Source organism: Anoxybacillus gonensis, assembly GCF_001187595.1.
Classification (GTDB): domain Bacteria; phylum Bacillota; class Bacilli; order Bacillales; family Anoxybacillaceae; genus Anoxybacillus; species Anoxybacillus gonensis.
In genome coordinates, this window is sequence record NZ_CP012152.1 from 352,792 (window position 1) to 375,000 (window position 22,209).

Consider the following 22,209-nt stretch of genomic DNA (forward strand, 5'->3'; position numbering starts at 1 on the left):
GGGAGAATGGATCAAAAACGATATAGTGAAATGAACGAATGGGAATTAAAACAAGAGATCGCCACATTAACTGAAAAAGCACGAAAAGCAGAACAAATGGGAATGGTGAACGAATACGCGGTATATGAGCGGAAAATTGCCATGGCTAAAGCATACTTATTAAATCCCGATGACTTTCAACCTGGGGAATTTTACGAAATTGAAGGAGATCCGCAGTCGTTATTTAAACTTCAATATATAAACGGCGTATTCGCATGGGGATATCGTTTAAATGATCCGCACACCGAAGTGGCGTTGCCCATTTCATTGCTAAAGAAAAGAGGTTGACACGTCCGTCAACCTCTTTTTCCATTAAATTTTCCTTTTACTTACTTCGGAATGTAAAATCATTAAACTTTGTGATTGTTGTGTTTCGCCATTTACTTGAGCGTGGGCGTGTTTCGGGTTTGCCCATGGTTGCGGGAACGGATCAGAATAGCGGTTATCATAAAATTTTTTACGCCAATGTTTACCCATTTTATTCCTCCTCGATATCGCCTCGTTTATTGGACGCGTGCATTCGTTCTTGAGGGTGCGTATTAATCGTGCCGTTTGCACGTTTTGATGCGTACTCTGCTTTTGCGCGTGGCTCGCCTTCTAATTTTTCATTGTTTTGATTCGGAAAGCCTCGTTCTTTATTGCTCAATGTTAGTCCCCCCAGCCGTTCATTTCGTGCTTTTTGAGCACACGTATAGTATTCGTTAATAAACGTCTATTTATGAACGAGCATGGTTGCTTTAGCTTGGAATAAGTTCTAATTTTTTGCGCAATTTCTTTTCGCTAAAAATCCATCCTGTATATGAGCTAACAATGTTTAGGTCGAGATCGAGTTGGACGACGGCTACAAACGGATAATAATTTTTGCTTCGGTAACGCAAGTCGATGAAACGCACTTCATAATGATCGTTATATTCATGAATTTCCCAACGATATACGGGGGAAAAAGATAAAAATGCAGCTAAATTTTCATCTTGTCTTGCTTTTTCAATGATTGGGATGTCTGGAATCGGACATTTTTCGAATATGTCAAGTACAGTAATTGTCCCATTTTGCGCGCGCGCAACGTAAAAATGGTTTGATGTCGTCACAGCTAAATGCCATTCGTTCCATTTTATTGTCGGAACGGTAATGACTTGTTCAACATCCGGAAACATTTGTTTCAACTTGCGTTTTATTGCTTGTTGTTGACGAAAACGAATGATATAGTAACCAATGAGCACGACATATACAGCTAGAAACGTATACCCCGCATGTTGTCCGTTCAACCATAAGACAACGCCAGCTAAGTGAACAATAAAAATAAACGGATCGAACGTGTTAATGATACCGAGCGCAACCCATTTTTTTGAAAAAGGACGCAACGCTTGCGTGCCATATGAATTGAAAATATCGACAAACACGTGTACACTGACGGCGATAAATGTCCAAAGGGCTACATGAAAAAAAGACGTGTCATATATATAAAAGAGAGTGACACTAATGAGCAACGTCCAAATGAACAAAGCGGGGATCGAATGCGTCATGCCACGATGATTGCGAATATATTTCGCGTTATTTTTTAGTTTAAACACGGTGTCAATATCAGGTGCTTGTGAGCCGACGAGCGTGCCGATAAGCACGGCATGCGCGAGCGTTGGATCGTTAGCGATCGTTGGATCCAATGTAGCTAATCCACCTAATGCAAACCCCATTAAAACGTGTGTACCTGTATCCAAATAAAAGGCCTCCTTTTTTCCGACTGAACTTACTTTTAGTTTACCACCTTGGAGGAATGAACGTGAAAGAAAATGTACAACAAATATTGGCTCATTTTCATATTGAGCAGTTTCAACATGATTTAATTCATTGGTTTCAAACAGAGCAACGTGATTTGCCTTGGCGAAAAGATAAAGATCCTTACAAAATATGGGTATCTGAAGTGATGCTTCAACAAACGCGAGTCGATACAGTCATCCCTTACTTTTATCAGTTTATCGAAAAGTTCCCGACTTTAGACGCGTTAGCTGAGGCGGAAGAAGAAGAAGTGTTAAAGGCGTGGGAAGGGCTCGGCTATTACTCGCGTATTCGTCATTTGCATGAAGCGGTAAAAGAAGTGAAAGAAAAGTACGGAGGATGTGTACCCGCGTCCAAAGAGCAGTTTTCTTCATTAAAAGGTGTTGGGCCGTATACGACAGGAGCGGTGTTAAGCATCGCTTACGGCATTCCTGAACCTGCGGTAGATGGAAATGTTATGCGAGTATTGTCGCGTATTTTTTATATAACAGATGATATTGCGAAAGGAAGTACACGAAAAAAGTTTGAAAACATTGTTTCCAAAATTATTTCACACGACAATCCGTCTGATTTTAATCAAGCGTTAATGGAACTTGGTGCGCTCGTTTGCACGCCGAAAAATCCGAGTTGCTTTCTATGTCCTGTTCAGCGTCATTGTCGGGCGTTTGCAGAAGGGATAGAAACTGAGCTACCTGTAAAAACAAAAGGGAAAGCACCGAAACGTGTTTCTTTTCGTGCCATTGTGCTTATGAATGAAAAGGGAAATATACTCATTCAAAAACGCCCGCCTCGTGGATTGTTGGCAAATTTATGGCAATTCCCAAATGATGAACATGCTCCAACACGAAACGATGAAGCATTTGTAAAAGAAATAAGTGAACGATATCATGTCGTCATTCGTTCGCTAGAGCGAATCGGTTCATTTGAGCACGTTTTTTCCCATGTTGTATGGCATATTGAAGCATATAAAGGGAACGCGCTGGAATTACAAATGGGAGATGAAACGAATAAATGGGTGACGATCGATGAGCTTAAGCAATATGCATTCCCAGTTATATATCAAAAAATATGGCAAGCGTACGAGTAAAGGCAAACGCCTTTACTCGTAAAATACGCGCGTTCCATTCGTATATGTCGCTTCGTTTCGCTGTAAACCGCCTCTTGCTTCAATTTCTTCCACAATTTCACGATGCATTGTTTGTCCCTCAACGTTTAAATACGGAGTGACTTGTTGAAGAGCATGATGAAAAAACGCTAACTCGCTATCTTTCCACTGCTGTTTAGGAATCATTTGTAAGGCCGTTAAATCGCGTCCAATATACATCGTTTTCACCTCTTTATGTAGTGTAGAAAGTGAAACAAAAAATTATTCATACGGATATTTTTTAAATAGACGGTACAAAGTAATGAGCGTGGGGGTGAGAATGATGAAGCCAAACAAAACGATTGCAGGAACAAACATTCAACATGTGAAACAGCAAAATGCTGGTCAGTACGGAACAGAGTTTTCAACTGAAACAGATGTTCAACATGTGAAACAACAAAACGCGAAAGCAGAAGCAAAGAAAAATCAATAGCGGGCAAAGGGCATCGGTTTTCGTCCGATGCTCTTTTTCTTCATTGCTTATTAACGGTATAATAGAGGAAAAAGCGTCGAATGAAAGTAGGGAATGTGTATGGAATATCCACAAACAGGGGCGATCATTCAAATTCATAGTTATAAACATGACGGCCATATCCACCGTGCATGGAAAGAAACCGTTGTGTTAAAAGGAAGCGAAGAAGAAGTGATTGGCGGCAACGATCGTACACTTGTGACGGAAGCGGATGGGAGAACGTGGGTGACGCGTGAGCCGGCCATTTGTTTTTTTTATGCAAAACATTGGTTTAACATTATTGCGATGATTCGTGCTGAAGGGGTGTATTACTATTGCAACATTAGCTCGCCTTACGTTTGGGATGGAGAAGCGCTAAAATATATCGATTATGACTTAGATATTAAAGTATTTCCGAACGGTCAATACGACATATTAGATCGCGATGAATATGAGCGCCATCGCGAACAAATGAACTACCCTGAAATTATTGATAAAGTTTTAAAAAATAATGTTCAAAAATTAATTCAATGGATTAAAGAGAAAAAGGGACCGTTTGCCCCTGAAGTAGTTGAACATTGGTATAAAAAGTTTATTATGTGTAGAAAGTGAAAATGATACATACATGAACAAAAAAACAACGGTTACTTACTAATGGCCGTTGTTTTTTATTTTTTATAAACAATGATTAAATTTTTTGAATTTTTGTATTGTATTTTTTTAATATTCGTGTAATAATTTGAAACGTAACATAAAAAGTTATTTTAAAAATATAAATTTTCTGTATATAGAAGGAGTGGCTTCCGTGGGAGATGAAGCGATTTTACGAGTAAAAAGCTTAAAAACATGCTTTTTCACAGACGAAGGGGAAGTTCCTGCGGTTGATGGCGTAGACTTTTACATAAATAAAGGCGAAATTTTAGGCGTTGTCGGTGAATCGGGCTGTGGAAAAAGTGTTACATCGCTCTCTATTATGGGATTGTTGCCAAAAGGAATCGGAAAAATTACAGATGGAGAAATATGGTTTAAACATGAAAATATTGTGCTAGCATCGGAAAAACGGATGAAAGAAATACGAGGGAATGAAATAGCGATGATTTTCCAAGAGCCGATGACGTCGTTAAATCCGCTTTTTACGATCGGTAACCAAATGATTGAAGCGATTCGTATTCATGAAAAAATAAGCAAATTAGAAGCGCGAAAGCGAGCCATTGATATGCTTAAACTTGTCGGTTTGCCTCGTGCTGAGGAGATCATTGATGAATATCCGCATCAGCTATCAGGAGGCATGCGGCAGCGCGTGATGATTGCGATGGCGATGGTGTGCAATCCATCTTTATTAATTGCAGACGAGCCAACGACTGCTTTAGACGTGACGATTCAGGCACAAATTTTACATTTGATGAAACAGTTAAACGAACAATTCGGCACAGCGATTATGATGATCACACACGATTTAGGAGTCGTGGCTGAAATGTGTCATCGCGTCGTTGTTATGTATGCGGGAAAAATCATTGAAGAAGGGGATGTTCAAACGATTTTTCGAAATCCAAAACATCCATATACGATTGGACTTATTCGTTCTGTTCCAGATATTCGGGAAAGAAAAGCACGTTTATATTCTATTCCAGGAAGCGTACCGAAGCCGGGCTCGATTAAACAAGGTTGTCGTTTTGCGGCAAGATGCGAGCAAGCATTTGAGCGGTGCTTTTCCCAAAATCCTGATTTATACGAAGTAGAACAAGGCCATCGCGCGCGTTGTTTTTTGTATACAAAGGAGGAAAACGTCATCCATGAACGAACCGTTACTACAAGTTAAAGGGTTAAAAAAATATTTTCCGATTACGGCAGGTTTATTTAATAAACAAATTGGTCAAGTGAAAGCGGTCGATGATTTATCGTTCGTTGTTTACAGAGGAGAAACGCTAGGCATTGTCGGGGAGAGCGGCTGCGGAAAATCGACGACGGGGCGTATGCTTATGCGGCTTATTGAGCCAACGGAAGGATCTATTTTATTTGAAAAGGAAGAAGTGACAAAACTATCGCCCCAACAATTAAGAAAAGTGCGTCGCGATATGCAAATGATTTTTCAAGACCCGTTTGCATCGCTTAATCCGCGCCATACAGTAGAAAAAATTTTAGAAGAACCGCTGATCGTCCATGGAATTGGGTCAAAGGAAGAGCGACGAAAAAAGGTGCGGGAGATGTTAGAAGTTGTTGGATTAAGTAGCTATCATGCGAAACGTTATCCGCATCAATTTAGCGGAGGACAACGGCAACGTATCGGTATCGCTCGCGCATTGATGACGAAACCGAAGCTCATTATCGCGGATGAGCCCGTTTCAGCACTAGATGTGTCCATTCAGGCACAAGTGCTTAACTTACTAGAAGATTTACAAAAAGAGTTTGGTTTGACATATATTTTTATCGCTCACGACCTTGGTGTCGTGCGTCATATTAGCGATCGTGTTGGCGTCATGTATTTAGGACGAATGGTTGAACTCGCTAGCAGCGAAGAGCTATATCGCCATCCGAAACATCCGTACACAAAAGCGTTGCTTGAAGCTGTTCCGATTCCAGATCCGGAATATAAAAAAGAAAAGCAACTGCTTACCGGGGATTTACCGAGTCCATCAAATCCACCAACGGGTTGCGCTTTTCATACACGATGTCAAGCATGTATGGATATTTGTAAAACGACAAAACCAGAATGGAAAGAAGTTGGAAATGGGCATTACGTCGCCTGCCATCTTTATACATAAAGATGGCTAGGTGATGAAATATATATTATTCACTAAGGGGGAAAAGAAATGAAGAAAAAATGGTTATTAACCATGCTTATGTTTCTTCTTGTAGCAGCGACTGCACTTGCAGGTTGCGGCAAGTCGGAACAAACAGGTGGAGGCAAAACGGAAGAAGCTGAAAAGCAAACGACGCTCGTCTATGGACGCGGCGGTGACTCTGTTGGGTTAGACCCAGCAACAGTGACAGATGGTGAATCGTTTAAAGTAACAAAAAACATTTTTGACACACTTCTAGACTATAACGATGGTGATACAACGATTCAACCAGCATTAGCGAAAGAATGGACGATTTCTGACGATGGCTTAACGTACACGTTCAAGCTTCGTGAAGGTGTAAAATTCCATGACGGAACAGATTTTAACGCAGAAGCTGTTGTATTTAACTTTGAACGTTGGGCAAATGGGAATGCAGATACGTTCCCTTATTATGGCTCAATGTTTGGTGGATACAAAAATGATGAAGGGCATGTCATTAAAGAAGTAAAAGCGTTAGATGAACATACGGTGCAGTTCGTTTTAAAACGTCCGCAAGCGCCATTCTTAAAAAATCTTGCGATGGTACCGTTTGCGATCGCTAGCCCTGAAGCAATTAAAAAATATGGCGACAAATTCGGTGAAAATCCTGTTGGAACAGGTCCATTTGTCTTTAAAGAGTGGAAGCGCAATGAACGCATCGTGCTTGAGAAAAATAAGGAATATTGGTTAGAAGGTCATCCAAAACTTGATAAGTTAATTTTCGTATCGATTCCAGACAACTCTGCACGCCTCAATGCGTTGTTAAAAGGCGAGATTGATATTATGGAAGATTTGAATCCTTCTGATTTAGCTCAAGTAGAAGGAAATAAAGATTTCCAAGTGTTTAAACGTCCTTCGATGAACGTCGGTTATGTCGGATTAACTGTTACACGCGGTCCATTAGGCAATAAACTCGTTCGTCAAGCGTTGAATCATGCGGTAGATAAACAAGCGATTATTGATGCGTTTTATGCAGGTCAAGCACAACCGGCGAAAAACCCATTACCGCCAAGCATTCCTGGCTACAACGACGCGATTCAAGACTATCCGTATGATTTAGAAAAAGCAAAACAATTACTTGCAGAAGCTGGTTATCCAAACGGCTTTGAAATGGAATTATGGGCGATGCCTGTTCCACGTCCATACATGCCAGATGGACAAAAAGTAGCCGAAGCGTTACAAGCAAGCTTCGCAAAAATTGGCGTAAAAGCAAAAATCGTTACGTATGAATGGGCGACATACTTAGATAAAGTGGCAAAAGGAGAAGCAGACGCCTTCTTGCTCGGTTGGACGGGCGATAACGGTGATGCAGACAACTTCTTATATGCGTTGCTTGATAAAGATAGCATTGGCAGCAACAACTACACGTACTATGCAAACGATGAGTTACACAACATTTTAATCGAAGCACAAACAGTTAGCGATGAAAACAAACGAAACGAATTGTACAAAAAAGCACAAGAAATTATTAAAGAAGACGCACCATGGATTCCGCTCGTACACTCAACACCGTTATTAGCAGGTAAGGCAAACATTGATGGATTTAATCCGCATCCGACTGGAACGGATAAATTTACAAAAGTACAGTTTAAATAACATTTGTGTTGAGGGAGGGGAGGGAATCCTCTCCCTTTCCATCATGTCAGAAAGGAGTGAAACGTATGTTTTCATATACAGTCAAACGCATTTTAACGGTCATTCCTGTTTTGCTTGGCATGTCGCTCGTCGTATTTTTTATGATTCGTGCCATTCCGGGAAATCCTGCGCAAGTCATTTTAGGACAAAAGGCGACGAAAGAAGCGGTAGAGGCGTTAACGCATAAACTCGGATTAGACCAACCGTGGTACATTCAATACATGAAATATCTTGGCGGATTATTAAAAGGGGATTTAGGGGAATCCATTCGCACGGGGGTTGCGGTTTCACAAGAAATTTGGCCGTATTTAGCGGCGACATTAGAACTGTCGCTTGCAGCGATGTTCATTGCTGTGGTGATTGGTGTCAATGCAGGTATTATTAGCGCATGGTTTCAAAACTCTTGGTTTGATTATGTTGCGATGGTTTTAGCGTTGATCGGGGTTTCGATGCCTATTTTTTGGCTCGGGTTGATGGAGCAATGGATTTTTGCGATTAACTTAGATTGGTTCCCGACATCTGGACGAGAAGATGTACGAAATCCAATTGAACCGATTACCCATTTATATGTCATTGATACGTTGATTCAAGGAAATACAGATCAGTTTTTTCAAACATTGCAACACTTAGTGCTTCCGAGTGTCGCTTTAGCGACAATTCCAATGGCTATTATTGCTCGTATGACTCGTTCAAGCATGCTTGAAGTGATGAAGTCGGATTATATTCGTACGGCACGTGCGAAAGGATTAAGCATGTTTTGGGTTGTGTACAAGCATTCGTTAAAAAATGCGATCATTCCTGTATTGACAGTCATCGGTTTACAAATGGGGTTGTTACTTGGCGGGGCGATTTTAACGGAAACGATTTTCAGTTGGCCGGGAATTGGTCGGTACATTTATGAAGCGATTGGCTATCGCGATTATCCCGTCATTCAATCAGGCATTTTAATTGTTGCGATGATTTTTATTTTTATTAATTTAATTGTTGACCTTCTATATGCTGCAATTGATCCGCGAATTAAATATAACTAAAAGGAGGGGAGCGCATTGGCTGAGCTGGCACGAAACGAGGGAAATGTTGTACAACAAGAAGAAAAAGCAACATCGTTATGGAAAGAAGGATGGATTCGTTTTCGAAAAAATAAAATGGCACTCATCGGAAGTGGCATTGTGCTATTTTTCATTTTGCTTGCCATTTTCGCACCGTTTATTGCTCCGTACGATATGAACGACCAACAACTATCCATGCGTTTGCAAGCACCATCGAAAGATCATATATTTGGAACAGATGATTTTGGACGAGACATTTTTTCCCGTGTCGTTTATGGAGCACGCATTTCGTTATGGGTCGGATTTTTTTCTGTGTTAGGTTCGGTTGTCATCGGCTCTTTGCTTGGGATTGTCGCAGGATACTATGGACGATGGATTGATGCGGTGATTTCACGCATATTTGACATTATGCTCGCATTTCCGAGCATTTTATTAGCGATTGGCATTGTAGCGGTTTTAGGACCGTCGTTGAAAAATGCGCTCATTGCGATCGCGGTCATTAACATTCCGAACTTCGGGCGTCTCATTCGTTCGCGTGTATTAAGCATTAAACAGGAAGAGTATATTACAGCGGCGAAAGCAATTGGCATGAGTGATGCGCGCATTTTATTCCACCACATTTTGCCGAATAGTATGGCGCCTATTATTGTTCAAGGCACGCTTGCGATTGCAACGGCTATTATTGAAGCGGCAGCACTCGGATTTCTTGGGTTAGGAGCACAGCCACCAAACCCGGAATGGGGGAAAATGCTAGCGGATTCAAAAGCATATTTAACGCAAGCACCATGGACGATGATTTTTCCGGGATTGGCAATCATGTTAACAGTATTAGGATTTAACTTAATGGGGGATGGATTGCGCGATGCGCTTGATCCGCGTATGAAAAGCTAAAAGATGTCCCGTTGGTATGTCGGGACATCTTTTATTCTTGCTCTGGGGTAGGGACGACGTGCTCTTCTTTATGGTAATGATGGAAGCTTTCGATCAGCGTGTCTAAATGTTCAAGTTGATGGCTATACTCAATAATCGCTCCGATAAGTGGGAACAGTTGATAATTTTCTTGCTTAATGCTTTGTTGAGCATAATGGTTTAAAAACGAGTGGATTAATCCTTTTTTTCCAGAGCACGCTTCTGTAACGAATTGTGATTGTGGATCAGACTTTACCTTCCCAATGAACTTTAGCAATATTTGATCGTGATAATTTAACAAACAGTCGAGTTCGTTTTTTATGGCGTCTTGAAGTTCAGCAGATGTATGTGCTAGCTCGTTTTCTAAACGATGCAACAATTTTAACGTTTCTAGCGCCCGATTTGTTGCGACAATCATTTGGCGATATAACACAAGTTTACGTGATTTGCTATATTTATGCTTGCGAAAATATGTCCGTTCTTCTTTGTAAAGCAAATAAAGTTGGTCTAGTTTCATCATGTTTTCTTTAAATTTTTCGATGTCTTCTTTTAATAAATGATGTTCAGATGCATGTCGTACATTCATGCGAATCCATTTCAAAATATGTTCGGTATATTCCACAATTTTCGTGTATAGCTTCTTTTCATACTTTGGCGGAAGAAATACTAAATTAACGATAAATGCTGCAAACACGCCTAACATAATTGTTGAAAAGCGAATAAGCGCAAATTCAATAAAGTGTTCTTCGGTATATTCCATAATTGCAATAACTGTCACAAGCGCAACAGAAATAGAAGATTCTAAACGAAGACGAAGAAATAACGCAATGACTAAAATAGCGGTTAGTCCAATAATAAATGGATCGTGTCCGAAAACAAGCGTAAAAACGATCGCGAAAACCGCACCAATGACATTTGCTTGCACTTGTTCAATTAAAGATAAATATGAACGGTAAATCGTTGGCTGCATCGCAAATACAGCTGAAATACCAGCAAACACAGGAGAAGGCAACTGCAACAGTTTCGCTAAAACTAATGCAAATGTAATCGCAATCCCGGTTTTAAAGACGCGGGCTCCAAGTCTCATCGTCGCTCAAATTCCTTTCTTTTTCATCATCTTGTTAGAACAACAAACAAATATACATGTTTTTCATCAGTATATCAAGATAAAAGGAAAAAAATTAAAAGAACTGCCCCATTTTTTTGAGGCAGTTCTTTTTACGTTTATTCCGTCGATACGGATGGATCGGCTTGTTCTTTTTTCGGAATGACTTGGAAAAAGTGTTGCTCTGGTTGTTGCAACAACGGTTGAAGTGTTGCTGCTTCTTCATGCTGTTCATGTTCGATAAGTAAATCAATATATGTGCCAAGTAGTTCTTTGACGTCTGCTTTTCCTTTTTCGTTTAGTGGCTGAATCGAGACGTTTGCGCCTTTGGCGATTCGGCGTTCAAGGGCTGCTTTCGTTAAGCCCATTTCTGGTTGGTGACGTAAATAAACGACACCGCCTGTCATCCCTGCACAAATCCATGGACCTGGGTCGCCGAGAACGAGTCCGCGTCCGTTTGTCATATATTCAAAGGCAAATCCTTTAATGTTTGCGTGAACACCGATATTGCCGTGTTCAACTTCAGGGATTGGTTTTGTCACTTGACCACCGATAATCATATCCGCTCCTGATAAGCGAATGCCTGCGCGTGCGTCAGCGTTTCCTTGCACAATGAGCAATCCTTTTTGCGCTCCGTAGCCAAATCCTTTTCCGACTGAGCCGTTGTAAAACTTTCCGTCTTTTCCTTTCGCCTTAAAGACGAAAATGCCGCCGCCAAGCGATGTTTTTCCGGTTCCGTCTTGCGTTCCACCGTCAACGTGAATATGAATGCCAGTAACGTTATATGCACCGAGTCCATTGCCGGGTACAGATCCATCTTTATAACGAAGAGATATGTTTGGCAGCTTTTTATAAGATCCGTCTAATCGACCACGCACACGATGGCATGCGACGCGGCTGCCGAGCACGCGTTGTTCAGCTGTGACAGTTGAAAATTCGCGTGAACGATGTAAGTCTTCAACATGATAATCTAAATATTCAGCCCCAGCTGCAACGGCCAGTTTTCCTTCTTCTGATGTCGCCGCGACTTCTTTTTGATACCATTGACCGATTTCTAATGGTTTTAATAACGTCGCTAAATTCATTCGATCGCGTCCGCGCGTTTGTTCAAGCAAGTCAGAGCGACCGACAAGCTGTTGTAAGTTCGTATAGCCGAGCGAGGCGGTGAGCGCTTTTAGTTCTTCACCAAATGCTGTAAAGAAGCGAACTAAGTTTTGTACCGCTTGCTCGAATTGTCTCGGAACGAAACGGCGTAAACCATGTTCTTTCGCTTGTGCTTCCGATTCAATTTGCGTGGCGATTCCGACATGGCATGTATCTAAATGACAACCGCGACATGTTGTACATCCGATCGCAATCATCGCTAATGTACCGAAGCCAACGCGGTTGGCGCCGAGAAGCATCACTTTGATCACGTCCATCGCGCTTTTGATGCCGCCATCTGCCCAAATTTCAACTTGGTGGCGCAATCCAGCTTCTAAGAGCGCGTTGTGCGCTGCTTTGACGCCAATTTCTACAGGTAAGCCAACGTGTTGAATGGCATGAATGCGCGCTGCTCCCGTTCCACCGTCGAAGCCACTTAGCGTAATAATGTCCGCACCAGCTTTTGCGATGCCGACAGCAATCGTTCCAATATTAGGGACGACTGGCACTTTGACAGCGACTTTCGCTTGGTCGTTTGCTGTTTTTAATTCAGCAATCATTTGTGCTAAGTCTTCAATGGAGTAAATGTCATGGTTGTTTGACGGTGAAATTAAATCAGAGCCGATCGTTGCGTTCCGAGCTTCAGCGATTTTAGCTGTCACTTTCGATCCTGGCAAATGACCACCTTCACCTGGTTTTGCTCCTTGCCCGATTTTAATTTCTAGTAAATTAGATGAGTTAAGCAGTTCAGCATTGACGCCAAATCGTCCAGAAGCGACTTGTTGTCCGCGCGTGCGCGGATATTTGCCGAGCATATCTTTAATTTCGCCACCCTCACCGTTTAAGCTAATCATGTTAAGACGGTTCGCTGCCTCTGCATAAGCGCGGAACGCAATTTCGTTTTGCGAACCAAATGACATCGAAGCGATAACAAAAGGCAAGCTATGTTCGCCGACAGAAATGTCCACGTGTTCTTTTTTAGCTGGCACGTCGGCCTGTTTTAAATCTGTTAAATGACGAATAGCTGTTGGCGTTTCTGTTTCGATTTCCGTCAATTTTTCGCGATATTGATCGTATGAGCCTGTTTGTGCTACCTCGCCAATCGCTTTCCAAATGCGTGGAAAGACGTGAAATGTTTTGCGCAACTTTGCTTGTTCTGTTTCAAAATCGTTTGCGCGTGCGATAGCGTCTTGTTTTAATGCTTCAAAATTTTGGGCAAGCGAATCAGAACCAAAAAAGTTAACAATATTTAATACAGCTGCGACTTCTTCATGCAAGCCGATCGATGAAAAGAGACGGCTATATCCGCGTAATTCGTGAATACCGATCGTTGAAATGACTTTTTCAAGCCCTTTATTTAACGCTTGGAACAAATGGATCGCTGGTCGAGTGGACGAATCAGCAACTGTCGCAAACATTAAATATGGGCTAATGACGTTTGCGCCAAGTCCGTATGCAACGATGAAATCATGCAATGAACGAATCGCTCCAGAACGAAGAAGAAGCGAACAGTTTCTCCGCAATTGCGCTTTTGTTAACGCTTGATCGATCGCCGATATAACAAGAAGTGGATCGATCCATAAATGACCATTTTGATGCGCTTTTGCATCGTCAATGACAAGCAACGTTTTTCCGTTTGCCGCAGCTGCGCATGCTTCTTCGCTTAAACGGGCAAGTGCCGTTGGAATCGTTTCGTGTTCAAAAAATGTGGCTGATATAAAGTATGTCAATTGTTTTTCTTCAAATGTATGAACGAGTTGATCGTACGATGGTTGCTGCAACATTTCTGCACATTCATTTCCGAGCTTTCCTTCGATTAAAATAGGTGAAAGAAGCTCGACTGTGTAAGGACGTTCCTCGTTTGAGACGATACTTGGTCGTTTTCCGACGACAACGCGTGTAGAAAAATGTTCTGTTTCACGGTCGCGGTCAATGGCAGGGTTTGTCACAACAGCTACACTTTCTTTTATAAAATCAGCAATATTTTTTCGTTCAGGATCGATTGCTGCAAGCGGAGCATCGTGACCGAGCGAGCGAATAGGCTCTGCGCCTTTTTCTGCCATTTGTTCGAGCAATTGAATATGTTCACGATCCCAACCGAATGCTGCATATTGTCCGTTATGCACTTTTGTTGGTTGGGCCATAAGCACATACGTTTTGAACGTTGGCGTTTGGAGACGTTGGCGCATATTTTCGATATTTAAACGATTTCGAATGCGATTGTATACTTCTTGTTGATAATCTGCGTATTCATACATACGAATTGTTCCATCCGCTTGCCATTTTAAGCCGATTTTTTCTCCCGGCGCGAGCGGTTTTGGTTCTCCCGTATATTCGCATACAGGAATAATGCCTGGCTCAGATGCAAATACGTAACGGTGTTCTGTTTCAATTTTCCAAAGTGGTCGCAATCCGAGCGCATCGACGCTAAATACTGCTTCGTCTGCATGGCGAGAAATGATGCCTGCAGGGCCTTGGGCGAAATGTCCCCAAGCTTCGCGAATGTAAGTATATAAATCTTGTAAATGTGCTGGATAGTTTTTTATTTCATTTACAATTGGCGGAAATAAAAAGTCCATCGCTTCAAATAACGTATAGCCATCACGATAAATCAGTGTTTCCATCGTTCGGCTCAAGTCTTGCGAATCGCTTCCGCCGTTTGTCAATGGAACACCGATCATTGTTGCCTCTTCACGTAGTTTAGCAATCGTGTTAATTTCGCCGTTATGACCTAAGACGCTAAACGGTTGTACACGGAAAAAGTTGGATAGTGTATTTGTTGAATAGCGATTATGGCCAAGCGTCATTGTAGATGCCACAAGTGGACTCGCTAAGTCGTGATAATATTTTGGTAAAATATCTCCAGCTCCCATCACTTTGTAAATGGCATGATGGTTACTAAGAGAGGCGACATGAATATGTTCATCTTTTTCTATTTCAATCGTTAATTCAAATAACGTTTTAGATAACGTTTCATTTTTGTTTGGTAAAAGGGCTACTTGCCAAAATACAGGTTCTTCGCGTAAAGCGATTGGACCGAGCGCTGAAGAAGAGGTCACGCGATCAGATTCAAAAATAAGATTGAGATGAAATTGATCAAACAATTGACGCATACGTGCTTTTTTCTCTTCGACATTCGTTGTTCGCGTAATAAATATATGGCCAACAATAAAATCGTCGCGGTCGACGAATTGAGGATCAAGATGGGCAGCAGCAAATTTTTCTTTCCAAAGCGCTTTCGGAATGTCAATATGAATACCGACGCCATCTCCTTCACCATTGATGAATCCGGCGCGATGATTCATTGTGACGAGGGCGTTAATACATGTTGTAATGTTTTCCTTTGTCGGAATGCGTCGTTTTTCAACCGCAGCGACAATTCCACACGCATCGTGTTCGTGCTCATAAAAATGTTGAAATGAAGTTGGATTCCACCGTTGTTTCATAGCATGCGGCTTGTAAGCGGCTTGTTGCTCGCTTCTCGCCTTCGCCACCTCCTACACAAAACTTTTTTAAGAAATAAAATTTTCTGAATTTTATAGTCTATATTAGCATGTTTGCAGAAGAAAATCAATTATTTATTCATATTTTTGGATATAATATTCAGTTCATGTAACAAAACGTTCACGAATAATGTAAGCGTTTACATTGTCTTTTAGCATAAAAAACGAGGGAGGAATGGATTTCCTCCCTCGTTATAATTGTATATTTATTCATTTTTTAAGGATTTAAATGCGCGTCCTACCGCTTCGATTGTGTACTCAATATCTTCTTCTGTATGAGCTAATGTAATAAACCATGCTTCATACTTCGAAGGAGCGAGATTAATGCCTTGATGAAGCATAAGTTTGAAAAACTTTGCGAACATCTGCCCATCTGTCCGTTCCGCTTGTTCATAGTTTTCTACTTTTTCTGTCGTGAAGTATACAGTGAGCGCTCCTTTTAGGCGGTTAATTGTAATAGGAATATCGTATGTTTTCGCATGTGTTAAAATGCCAGCCTCTAACATCGCACCGAGGTGATCGAGATGTTCGTACACGCCTTCTTGTTGTAATACTTCTAAACAAGCAATACCTGCTAAAATGGATGCAGGATTTCCCGCCATCGTTCCTGCTTGGTAAGCAGGACCAAGTGGAGCCACTTGTTCCATAATGTCTTTTCTACCGCCGTATGCACCGATTGGTAAACCACCACCGATAATTTTTCCGAGTGCTGTTAAGTCTGGTTCGACTCCAAGCAAGTTTTGAGCACCGCCATACATAAAACGGAAAGCAGTGATGACTTCATCATAAATGACAAGGGCGCCAGCTGCGTGAGCGATGTCGTTGATCGCTTGTAAAAAGCCTGGTTTCGGTTCAACGATCCCGAAGTTACCGACAATTGGTTCAACGAGAACGGCAGCTACTTCGCTTCCCCAACGATCCATCGCTTGTTTAAAAGCCTCTACGTCATTAAAAGGAACAGTAATGACTTCTTGAGCGATGCTTTTTGGTACGCCTGCTGAGTCAGGTATACCTAATGTAGACGGGCCAGAACCAGCCGCAACAAGAACGAGATCGGAATGCCCGTGATAGCAACCTGCAAACTTTACAATTTTATCACGACCGGTGTAAGCGCGTGCGACACGAATCGTCGTCATGACAGCTTCTGTTCCTGAATTGACGAAACGTACTTTTTCTAGGGAAGGGATCGCTTCTTTTAACATTTTCGCGAACGTAATTTCATACGGTGTTGGCGTCCCGTATAAAACACCATTTTCAGCCGCATGTTGAATGGCTTTTGTAATGTGTGGATGAGCATGTCCGGTAATAATAGGGCCGTACGCCGCTAAATAATCGATATATTTATTGCCGTCTACATCCCAAAAGTATGCCCCTTGCGCTCTTTCCATCACGACGGGTGCACCGCCTCCGACAGCTTTATATGAACGAGAAGGGCTGTTGACACCACCGACGATATGTTCAAGCGCTTCTTGATATAATTGTTCAGACTTCGTAAAATTCACGCGAAGCCTCCTCCTTTTATGTAAAATTTCTTTCATGGTGTTTATTTTATCACATTTATTTGAGCACACCATTTGTTGAGTTTAAACATTTTCGTTACACTATTAAATAGTGATTTCATGAGAGGTGAGAAACATGTATGCGATTGAAGTAGAAAAACTACGAAAAGAATTTAAGTCGTACTCTAGCCGTTCTGGGTTAGCTGGGGCGTTTCGTGATTTATTTACGAGAAACTATAAAATGATTCGGGCTGTCGACGATATTTCGTTTACTGTTAAACAAGGGGAAATGGTTGGCTACATCGGAGAAAATGGGGCAGGTAAATCAACGACAATAAAAATGTTAACAGGAATTTTAACGCCGACATCTGGACGAGTCGTTGTAAATGGGATGAATCCGCATAAAGAGCGGGAACGTTTCGTGCAGACGATCGGCGTTGTGTTTGGACAGCGATCACAATTATGGTGGGATATCGCCGTGCAAGAGTCATTTCGATTGTTAAAAAAAGTATATCGTGTCTCCGACCAAGATTATAAGGAACATATGGATCACGTGATTGAAACGTTAGATATTGGTCCGTTGCTTGATAAGCCTGTGCGTAAGTTATCGCTCGGTCAGCGAATGCGCTGTGAATTAGCAGCTGCGCTCATTCATAATCCGCCACTTTTATTTTTAGATGAGCCGACGATCGGTTTAGATGTGCTTGTCAAGTTAAAAATTCGTCAATTTTTAAAAGAAATTAATGAAAAATACAACACGACGATTTTATTAACGACGCACGATATGACAGATATTGAAGCGCTTTGTGAACGCGTCATTATGCTTGACGAAGGAAAGATCATTTACGACGGATCATTGCAACATTTGAAGCAAAATTGGGGAGAAGGAAAGCAAATTCATTTTCAATTTCGCGATATCGTCTCAAAAGAAGAGCTTATGCTGCTCGTTGATACGGCATGGGAACAAGGAGAGGACCGATATAGTTGGGTGGCGCATGTTCGTGCCGCAGATATGGCACATGTCATTGGAAAGGTCGTTTCCTCCTATGAATTAAAAGATATTCATATTCGCGAAGTATCGACGGAAGAAATTATTCGCAACATTTACGAAGAAGGGATTCACCATGGGTAAATACATTGAGATGATTCGTATGCGTTTTTTAATGATGTTAGCTTATCGCACGAATTATTATAGCGGCATTTTTATTTATAGCATTAATATTGGCGCGTATTATTTTTTATGGTCTGCCATTTATGGAGGGCAGTCATCTATTCAAGGAATGACAGTGGAACAAATGACGACGTATGTCGCGATTGCTTGGATGGCAAGAGCGTTTTATTTTAATAACATTGATCGTGAAATTGCGATGGAAATTCGTGAAGGAAAAGTGGCGATTGAACTTATTCGCCCGTACAACTATTTGATTATGAAAACGATGCAAGGGCTTGGAGAAGGGATTTTCCGACTCATTTTCTTTTCGCTTCCCGGCATGGTCATTGTCACATTTGTTTTTTCACTCCAATTTACAACGAATGTTCATACGTGGGGATATTTTGCTTTGTCGACAATGCTTAGTTTTATTATTAACTCTCAGCTCAATTTAATAGCTGGGATGGTCACGTTTTTTACGTTAAATGGAGAAGGGTTACTTCGCGCCAAACGATTTGTTATTGATTTATTTTCAGGGCTTATTTTACCAATTAGCTTTTATCCCGAATGGGCACAACATGTGATGCACTATTTGCCTTTTCAAGCGATCAGTTACATCCCGAGTATGATTTTTACGGAAAGCTTTACGGGAGATGCTGCGATGAAAGGGATGTTGTTTCAAGCGGTTTGGTGTGTCGTATTAATCATGCCAATTTATGTATTATGGAAAGCAGCCAAACGAAAACTCATCATTCAAGGGGGGTGAACATATGTTTTATGTATCGATTTTTTTTCAATATATGAGTCAATATGTAAAAACAAAGTTGCAATATCGTACCGATTTGTTTGTTGAGTTTTTGTCTGATTTAATGTTTCAAGGTGTGAATTTAATTTTTATCCTCGTTGTATTTGGACATACGCAATTATTAAATGGATGGACGCGCGATGAAATTATTTTTATTTATGGCTTCTTTTTAGTACCGTTTGCTTTGTTTGCTGCGTTTTTTAATATTTGGGATTTTAACGAAAGATATATTGTGCGTGGGGAAATGGACCGTGTATTAACCCGCCCTGTGCATAGTTTGTTCCAAATTGTGCTTGAACGAATGGAATTAGAGTCGCTTCTTGGAGGAATTACTGGTTTAGTTGTTATGGGTTATGCCGCATCAAGATTACATTTATCGTTTCATTGGTATGATGTCATTTTATTTGTGTTGTTCGTTTTAGGGGGAACGTTCGTTTATGCAGGTATTTTTATTTCGTTAGCAAGCATTAGTTTTTGGTCTGACGCACGCAGTTCGATTATGCCGATGATGTACAACATCGGGAATTACGGAAGATACCCTGTCGATATTTACAATCGTGTTATTCGCTACGTTTTAACATGGATTTTGCCGTTTGCGTTTGTTGGTGTATATCCGTCAGCGTATTTTTTACGTAAAACGGAATGGTATACGTACTCGTTTTTGACGCCGGTGATGGGGATTGTTTGTTTTACGTTGTCGGTGCTGTTATGGAATGCGGGCGTCAAACGTTATCGCGGTGCGGGGAATTAATTTAAACATCCTCTCGTATATATGAGGACAGGAGGGGATGTTGTGACGTATGTATGGATTGGGGTTATTGTTTTTATCATATGTATGAGCTTTTTCTCATTTTGGCAGACGAAGCGTTCTGTCATTTCGATAAAAAACTTTATTGCCATTTTATTTGTGTATTCAACGACGATGATTGGCTTTGCGCTTGTATATACGATTTTGCATATAAATGGACATGTTGTTATGATGGAAAATGGGAAGAATATAGAGACCTCTAACTTTTTGCAATATGTCGAAACAAGCCTATATTTTAGTGCAGTCACATTGCTTTCGGTCGGCTATGGGGATATTGTGCCGATTGGAATCGGCCGGTGGATTGCGATGGTCGAAGCGTTGCTCGGCTATGCGCTACCTGCCGCTTTTGTTGTTCGAACAGTAATGGATGTAGAAAGAAGGTAGGAGGGGAAATATGGAAGCGCCTGACTTTACATTGCCAGCAAGCAATGGGGAAAACGTGACATTGTCGCAATTTCGTGGGAAGTATGTCGTATTGTATTTTTATCCAAAAGATATGACGCCAGGATGTACGACAGAAGCTTGTGATTTTCGCGATCATCATGAAGTATTTGAGGAACTCGGGGCGGTTGTAATCGGTATTAGCCCTGATTCGATTGTTCGGCATAAAAAATTTATTGAAAAACATCGCTTGCCGTTTTTGCTGCTTGCTGATGAAAAACAAGACGCAGCGAAGGCGTATGACGTATGGAAGTTAAAGAAAAATTTTGGGAAAGAGTATATGGGGATTGAGCGTTCGACGTTTTTAATCGATCCAAACGGTCAAATCGTGAAAGAGTGGAGAAAAGTAAAAGTAAATGGGCATGTCGAAGAAGTGTTGAACGCTTTAAAAGAGGCGGTTGGCTCAAACAAATAAAAGGATCGTTGCGTACGATATAGTAGAGCACACACCTCCTCAAATATGTATGCGGCGATTCTTCAAGAGTCGCCTTTTTTCTTACCTAAAAATACAATTGACAAACGGTTTCATTTTTTTGTACACTATTTATAAAAATTATAAAGTAATAATTATAATTTTTATAAATGAAAGTGAGGTGCATGACGGTGACGCACGCACACCAATTAAAAGAAGCGCTTCACACGTTAAAAGAAACCGGCGTCCGTATTACACCGCAACGTCATGCGATACTCGAATATTTGATTCAGTCCATGTCCCATCCAACAGCGGATGAAATTTATAAAGCTTTGGAAGGAAAATTTCCAAATATGAGTGTCGCAACTGTGTATAACAATTTGCGTGTGTTTAAAGAAGTCGGTCTTGTCAAAGAACTAACGTACGGTGATGCGTCAAGTCGTTTTGATTTTGTTACGACACATCATTATCATGTGATTTGCGAAACGTGTGGAAAAATTGTTGATTTTCATTACCCAGGCTTAGATGAAGTCGAAGATTTAGCGGCGCATGTGACAGGATTTAAAGTTAGTCATCATCGGATGGAGATTTATGGAACGTGTCCAGACTGTCAAAAAGGGCATCATTAAAAAAGCTGGTAGCGACGTGGCTATCAGCTTTTTTTGTTTCTTGTTTTTCGATTATATTTTTCATCAAATTCTTTTCCTTCAAGGGTTGGATCGAGTGTAAGCGGTTCGTTGCAGTACATACATACATCGACTCGTCCTAACATTTTTGTTACTTTATTGCATGAAGGACAGACGACTTGTACCGTTTTTGTTGACAACATTCCGATCCAAAAATAGACGACTGTACTTGCGATAATAAACAACAATCCTAAAATCATAAATAACGTCATAACAATAGGTGATGTGCGGAAAAATATACCTGCATACATCACGAAAAATCCGATAAAAATTAAACTTAACGCAAACGTACGAATTTTGTTGATCTTGCTTGAATATTTCACACCCACATTTATCTCCTCCTACGCATAACTATAACATAAGTTTTAAATGATAAGCAGGAGTTTTTTTGAAATTGTCGAATACGGTCAAACAATGTTGAAAAGTGGAGGAATCGGTTTATGGAAGATGTATTGCGTCCGATTTACCAAGAGCGAGCTAGTCATCCGCAAACGCTTGGAATTTTAATGATTGAAAAAGGGTCGGATTACTCTCCGGAGACGGATTTGTTTGATGTCGTTTTATTTGTTATCGTTCGGGAAGGGGAAGAACCGATTTTTATCAAACATTATGCCTTCGAAGAAAAGAGTGCATCTTTGCACATTGTAGATGAACGTCAAGTGAAAGAATGGGTGCTGCTCGGTTCAAATCGAAAAGTGATGAATTGGTTGTTGAATGGGAAAGTGTTATTTGATCGGAATGAATATATCGAACAATGGCGGCAACGTTTATTGCAGTTTCCGATAGAAGAAAGAAAAGTAAAGATGGGAATAGAATTTGCTAAGTTAGTACGTCGATA

General features: G+C 41.0%; 24 protein-coding genes (1 of these 24 only partly in view). 16 read left to right on the forward strand and 8 right to left on the reverse strand.

The window, feature by feature from the left end; all coding sequences use genetic code 11:
* Positions 1 to 6: 6 nt before the first annotated feature.
* Complete coding sequence (locus AFK25_RS01890; RefSeq protein WP_035063987.1) at positions 7 to 327, forward strand: YfhH family protein; 321 nt, start codon at positions 7 to 9, stop codon at positions 325 to 327.
* A 24-nt stretch (positions 328 to 351) separates the two neighbouring features.
* Here AFK25_RS01890 and AFK25_RS14685 read toward each other — a convergent pair whose 3' ends face one another.
* The 3 genes from AFK25_RS14685 to AFK25_RS01900 form a co-directional block, all read right to left on the reverse strand.
* The gene (locus AFK25_RS14685; RefSeq protein ID WP_006322047.1) at positions 352 to 516 is read right to left on the reverse strand and encodes a YpzG family protein; all 165 of its coding nucleotides are present in this window, start codon (positions 514 to 516) and stop codon (positions 352 to 354) included.
* Position 517: 1 nt separating this feature from the next.
* Positions 518 to 685 (reverse strand): small, acid-soluble spore protein K, encoded by a 168-nt coding sequence (locus tag AFK25_RS01895; protein WP_019418561.1) that lies wholly within the window; start codon positions 683 to 685, stop codon positions 518 to 520.
* Between the two features lie 91 nt (positions 686 to 776).
* Entirely contained in the window at positions 777 to 1,754 is a 978-nt protein-coding gene (locus AFK25_RS01900; protein ID WP_035063989.1) for a metal-dependent hydrolase, read from the reverse strand.
* Between the two features lie 56 nt (positions 1,755 to 1,810).
* Between AFK25_RS01900 and mutY the strand changes: the two genes are divergently transcribed.
* Positions 1,811 to 2,899: an A/G-specific adenine glycosylase gene (mutY, locus tag AFK25_RS01905; RefSeq protein WP_035063992.1), complete on the forward strand. Its 1,089-nt coding sequence runs from the start codon at positions 1,811 to 1,813 to the stop codon at positions 2,897 to 2,899.
* Between the two features lie 12 nt (positions 2,900 to 2,911).
* On the opposite strand, the gene AFK25_RS01910 is transcribed toward mutY, so the two are convergent.
* Positions 2,912 to 3,136 (reverse strand): hypothetical protein, encoded by a 225-nt coding sequence (locus tag AFK25_RS01910; RefSeq protein WP_009360855.1) that lies wholly within the window; start codon positions 3,134 to 3,136, stop codon positions 2,912 to 2,914.
* Positions 3,137 to 3,236: 100 nt separating this feature from the next.
* Between AFK25_RS01910 and AFK25_RS01915 the strand changes: the two genes are divergently transcribed.
* From AFK25_RS01915 to nikC, 7 genes are all read left to right on the forward strand, one after another.
* Positions 3,237 to 3,389, forward strand: coding sequence for a gamma-type small acid-soluble spore protein (locus tag AFK25_RS01915; protein WP_009360856.1), 153 nt, complete (start codon positions 3,237 to 3,239; stop codon positions 3,387 to 3,389).
* 99 nt (positions 3,390 to 3,488) lie between these two features.
* A complete protein-coding gene (gene ntdP, locus AFK25_RS01920) occupies positions 3,489 to 4,019 on the forward strand; it encodes a nucleoside tri-diphosphate phosphatase (protein WP_009360857.1) in 531 nt (176 codons plus the stop codon).
* Positions 4,020 to 4,212: 193 nt separating this feature from the next.
* Positions 4,213 to 5,226 (forward strand): ABC transporter ATP-binding protein, encoded by a 1,014-nt coding sequence (locus AFK25_RS01925; RefSeq protein WP_009360858.1) that lies wholly within the window; start codon positions 4,213 to 4,215, stop codon positions 5,224 to 5,226.
* Entirely contained in the window at positions 5,201 to 6,169 is a 969-nt protein-coding gene (locus AFK25_RS01930; protein ID WP_021095763.1) for an ABC transporter ATP-binding protein, read from the forward strand. The genes AFK25_RS01925 and AFK25_RS01930 overlap by 26 nt, the downstream gene beginning before the upstream one ends.
* 48 nt (positions 6,170 to 6,217) lie before the next feature.
* Complete coding sequence (locus AFK25_RS01935; RefSeq protein WP_019418554.1) at positions 6,218 to 7,822, forward strand: ABC transporter substrate-binding protein; 1,605 nt, start codon at positions 6,218 to 6,220, stop codon at positions 7,820 to 7,822.
* A 65-nt stretch (positions 7,823 to 7,887) separates the two neighbouring features.
* Positions 7,888 to 8,892 (forward strand): ABC transporter permease, encoded by a 1,005-nt coding sequence (locus AFK25_RS01940; RefSeq protein WP_009360861.1) that lies wholly within the window; start codon positions 7,888 to 7,890, stop codon positions 8,890 to 8,892.
* A 15-nt stretch (positions 8,893 to 8,907) separates the two neighbouring features.
* Positions 8,908 to 9,801, forward strand: a complete 894-nt coding sequence (gene nikC / locus AFK25_RS01945; protein ID WP_009360862.1) for a nickel transporter permease — start codon at positions 8,908 to 8,910, stop codon at positions 9,799 to 9,801.
* A gap of 31 nt (positions 9,802 to 9,832) precedes the next feature.
* Here nikC and AFK25_RS01950 read toward each other — a convergent pair whose 3' ends face one another.
* The 3 genes from AFK25_RS01950 to AFK25_RS01960 form a co-directional block, all read right to left on the reverse strand.
* Positions 9,833 to 10,906, reverse strand: coding sequence for an FUSC family protein (locus AFK25_RS01950; RefSeq protein ID WP_009360863.1), 1,074 nt, complete (start codon positions 10,904 to 10,906; stop codon positions 9,833 to 9,835).
* A 137-nt stretch (positions 10,907 to 11,043) separates the two neighbouring features.
* Positions 11,044 to 15,513 carry a glutamate synthase-related protein gene (locus AFK25_RS01955; protein ID WP_049720925.1) on the reverse strand — a complete coding sequence of 1,490 codons (4,470 nt, stop codon included), beginning with the start codon at positions 15,511 to 15,513 and terminating at the stop codon, positions 11,044 to 11,046.
* 263 nt (positions 15,514 to 15,776) lie between these two features.
* On the reverse strand, positions 15,777 to 17,072 hold the full coding sequence (locus tag AFK25_RS01960; RefSeq protein ID WP_035063997.1) for a glutamate-1-semialdehyde 2,1-aminomutase: 1,296 nt from the start codon (positions 17,070 to 17,072) through the stop codon (positions 15,777 to 15,779).
* Between the two features lie 133 nt (positions 17,073 to 17,205).
* On the opposite strand from AFK25_RS01960, the gene AFK25_RS01965 reads away from it, so the two are divergent.
* The 6 genes from AFK25_RS01965 to perR all read left to right on the forward strand — a co-directional run bounded on the left by AFK25_RS01965 (position 17,206) and on the right by perR (position 21,314).
* Positions 17,206 to 18,201: an ABC transporter ATP-binding protein gene (locus AFK25_RS01965; RefSeq protein WP_035063999.1), complete on the forward strand. Its 996-nt coding sequence runs from the start codon at positions 17,206 to 17,208 to the stop codon at positions 18,199 to 18,201.
* Positions 18,194 to 18,985 (forward strand): ABC transporter permease, encoded by a 792-nt coding sequence (locus AFK25_RS01970; RefSeq protein WP_009360867.1) that lies wholly within the window; start codon positions 18,194 to 18,196, stop codon positions 18,983 to 18,985. Before AFK25_RS01965 ends, AFK25_RS01970 begins: the two co-directional genes overlap by 8 nt.
* A gap of 4 nt (positions 18,986 to 18,989) precedes the next feature.
* Positions 18,990 to 19,775 (forward strand): ABC transporter permease, encoded by a 786-nt coding sequence (locus AFK25_RS01975; RefSeq protein WP_009360868.1) that lies wholly within the window; start codon positions 18,990 to 18,992, stop codon positions 19,773 to 19,775.
* Between the two features lie 42 nt (positions 19,776 to 19,817).
* On the forward strand, positions 19,818 to 20,216 hold the full coding sequence (locus AFK25_RS01980; protein WP_019418547.1) for a potassium channel family protein: 399 nt from the start codon (positions 19,818 to 19,820) through the stop codon (positions 20,214 to 20,216).
* 10 nt (positions 20,217 to 20,226) lie between these two features.
* Positions 20,227 to 20,688, forward strand: a complete 462-nt coding sequence (gene bcp, locus AFK25_RS01985) for a thioredoxin-dependent thiol peroxidase (RefSeq protein WP_035064002.1) — start codon at positions 20,227 to 20,229, stop codon at positions 20,686 to 20,688.
* A gap of 182 nt (positions 20,689 to 20,870) precedes the next feature.
* Positions 20,871 to 21,314 (forward strand): peroxide-responsive transcriptional repressor PerR, encoded by a 444-nt coding sequence (gene perR / locus AFK25_RS01990; protein ID WP_026011847.1) that lies wholly within the window; start codon positions 20,871 to 20,873, stop codon positions 21,312 to 21,314.
* A 23-nt stretch (positions 21,315 to 21,337) separates the two neighbouring features.
* Here the strand turns inward: perR and AFK25_RS01995 are convergent, their stop codons facing one another.
* Positions 21,338 to 21,700 carry a YgzB family protein gene (locus tag AFK25_RS01995; RefSeq protein ID WP_009360872.1) on the reverse strand — a complete coding sequence of 121 codons (363 nt, stop codon included), beginning with the start codon at positions 21,698 to 21,700 and terminating at the stop codon, positions 21,338 to 21,340.
* A gap of 111 nt (positions 21,701 to 21,811) precedes the next feature.
* Here AFK25_RS01995 and AFK25_RS02000 point away from each other — a divergent pair, with 111 nt between their 5' ends.
* A protein-coding gene (locus AFK25_RS02000) for a nucleotidyltransferase-like protein (RefSeq protein ID WP_035064004.1) crosses the window boundary here: on the forward strand, positions 21,812 to 22,209 show its 5' end (the start). Its footprint extends 475 nt past the window's final position; 398 of the gene's 873 nt are visible here — the first part of the coding sequence; the start codon lies at positions 21,812 to 21,814; the stop codon falls past the right edge of the window.

Bases quoted from the DNA above. Each gene is read 5' to 3' on its own strand.
- AFK25_RS01890 (WP_035063987.1), top strand. From the start codon at position 7: ATGGATCAAAAACGATATAGTGAAATGAACGAATGGGAATTAAAACAA.
- AFK25_RS14685 (WP_006322047.1), bottom strand. From the start codon at position 516: ATGGGTAAACATTGGCGTAAAAAATTTTATGATAACCGCTATTCTGAT.
- mutY (WP_035063992.1), top strand. From the start codon at position 1,811: ATGAACGTGAAAGAAAATGTACAACAAATATTGGCTCATTTTCATATT.
- AFK25_RS01910 (WP_009360855.1), bottom strand. From the start codon at position 3,136: ATGTATATTGGACGCGATTTAACGGCCTTACAAATGATTCCTAAACAG.
- AFK25_RS01915 (WP_009360856.1), top strand. From the start codon at position 3,237: ATGATGAAGCCAAACAAAACGATTGCAGGAACAAACATTCAACATGTG.
- ntdP (WP_009360857.1), top strand. From the start codon at position 3,489: ATGGAATATCCACAAACAGGGGCGATCATTCAAATTCATAGTTATAAA.
- AFK25_RS01930 (WP_021095763.1), top strand. From the start codon at position 5,201: ATGAACGAACCGTTACTACAAGTTAAAGGGTTAAAAAAATATTTTCCG.
- AFK25_RS01935 (WP_019418554.1), top strand. From the start codon at position 6,218: ATGAAGAAAAAATGGTTATTAACCATGCTTATGTTTCTTCTTGTAGCA.
- AFK25_RS01940 (WP_009360861.1), top strand. From the start codon at position 7,888: ATGTTTTCATATACAGTCAAACGCATTTTAACGGTCATTCCTGTTTTG.
- AFK25_RS01950 (WP_009360863.1), bottom strand. From the start codon at position 10,906: ATGAGACTTGGAGCCCGCGTCTTTAAAACCGGGATTGCGATTACATTT.
- AFK25_RS01955 (WP_049720925.1), bottom strand. From the start codon at position 15,513: ATGAAACAACGGTGGAATCCAACTTCATTTCAACATTTTTATGAGCAC.
- AFK25_RS01965 (WP_035063999.1), top strand. From the start codon at position 17,206: ATGTATGCGATTGAAGTAGAAAAACTACGAAAAGAATTTAAGTCGTAC.
- AFK25_RS01970 (WP_009360867.1), top strand. From the start codon at position 18,194: ATGGGTAAATACATTGAGATGATTCGTATGCGTTTTTTAATGATGTTA.
- AFK25_RS01975 (WP_009360868.1), top strand. From the start codon at position 18,990: ATGTTTTATGTATCGATTTTTTTTCAATATATGAGTCAATATGTAAAA.
- bcp (WP_035064002.1), top strand. From the start codon at position 20,227: ATGGAAGCGCCTGACTTTACATTGCCAGCAAGCAATGGGGAAAACGTG.
- perR (WP_026011847.1), top strand. From the start codon at position 20,871: ATGACGGTGACGCACGCACACCAATTAAAAGAAGCGCTTCACACGTTA.